General features: G+C 68.2%; 2 protein-coding genes. Both read left to right on the forward strand.

Annotated elements, in window-relative coordinates:
* The first annotated feature begins 385 nt into the window (after nt 1–385).
* A complete protein-coding gene (locus M8C11_RS30090; RefSeq protein WP_252454811.1) occupies nt 386–1,081 on the forward strand; it encodes an IS110 family transposase in 696 nt (231 codons plus the stop codon).
* Nucleotides 1,071–1,454 (forward strand): transposase, encoded by a 384-nt coding sequence (locus M8C11_RS30095; RefSeq protein WP_252454813.1) that lies wholly within the window; start codon nt 1,071–1,073, stop codon nt 1,452–1,454. Before M8C11_RS30090 ends, M8C11_RS30095 begins: the two co-directional genes overlap by 11 nt.
* Nucleotides 1,455–1,565 lie beyond the last annotated feature (111 nt).

The following is a 1,565-nucleotide window of genomic DNA, read 5'->3' on the forward strand; positions in this document are numbered from 1 at the left end:
GTCCGCCGACGCCACCCGACCCGGCGACAACACCCCCCGGATCATCCGAACGACAGGGGCAGGAAGTCATACCGGGCCGGGCGACCGAGGAGTCCCCGGCTGGGGACGATCAAAAAGGTAACGGGGGGGGGTCGAGTAGGACGACAGCGCCGGGTGCCCTTACGCCCAGCCATGCCGACGTTCTTCCGCGAACGGGTCACCTCGCCCCCGGGCCGGACCGGCTACCGCAGAGCACGGACTCGCTGCTGGGCCCGGCCCTCGCTGATGACCGCTGTATCAGCACTGGATGGAGACTTGCGACCGATCGCCCTTTCCGAAGTTGTGGCTACTGAACCGCGGCGGGTCCACGCCCTATGACCAGCACGAGCGAGAAGGGTGATGCCCGATGGGCAGCCTGTGGGCCGGCGTCGACGTCGGCAAGACCCACCACCACGTGTGCGTCGTCGACGACGACGGCACCGTGGTGATGTCCGAAAAGATCCCCAACGACCAACAATCCATCTCCGGCATCGCCGGGCGGCTCGGCAAGCGCCGTAAGCCGATCCGCTGGGCCGTCGACCTACGAGCGGCGCTGCTGCTGGCGGTCCTGTTCGATCGAGGTGCGGACGTGCGCTACGTCAGCGGCACGGTCACCTCGCGGATGGCGGAGGCATTTCACGGTGAGCGCAAGACCGACGCCCACGACGCCTATGTCATCGCCCAGACCCTGCGCATGCGCGGCGACCTTCCGACCCTCACCCTGGCGGACGGGGTGCAGCAGCAGATGAAGTTGCTCGTCTCCCGCCGCCTTGACCTGGTCGCCGACCGGGTCCGCATCACCGCCCGCATTCAGGACCTCCTGACCATGATCAGCCCCGCCCTGGAGAAAGGCGCTGAACCTGCGCAGCAGAGGTGCGCTCCGGCTCCTCGCGCAGTGGCAGACCCCCGCCGGCCTGCGCCGTGCCGGCGAAGCCCGCATCCTGGCCTACCTACGCCAGCACGGCGTCTGGGCCGCCAAGGTCCTCGCCGCCGCGCGGACACAGACCGTCGCCGTCGCGGGAGAGGCCACCGCGGCCGGGATCGTGGGCCAGATGGCTATTGACCTGGAGGCGGTCAACGACCGCATCACCGCCATCGAGGAAACCATCGCCGCAGTGGTCGCCGAGCACGAGCTGGGGGAGATCGTCACCAGCCTGCCCGGTATCGGCACCACCCTCGCCGCCGAGTTCCTCGCCCACGCCGGCACCCTCACCACCTACCAAAGCCCTGCAGCACTCGCCGCCCACGCAGGGCTCGCGCCGATCTCCCGAGACTCCGGCCGCCGCCAAGGCCACCAGGTTCGACCCCACCGCTACCACCGCGGTCTGCGCCGGGTGTTCAGCATGTCCAGCTTCACCGCCCTGACCCACTGCCCACGATCACGCGCCTACTACGACAAGAAGAGAGCCGAAGGGAAAACTGTCAACGCCGGCTGAACTTTGACCCCTCTGTTCCGGCCGAATTTTGACCCCTTCGCTGGTTTGTTGATGTTCAGTCGTTGGTCTTGGTTGCTGCGGGGACGCGGCCGAGGTCGCGGTCTTTGAGGC

Source organism: Micromonospora sp. CPM1, assembly GCF_023896895.1.
Lineage (GTDB): Bacteria > Actinomycetota > Actinomycetes > Mycobacteriales > Micromonosporaceae > Micromonospora > Micromonospora tulbaghiae.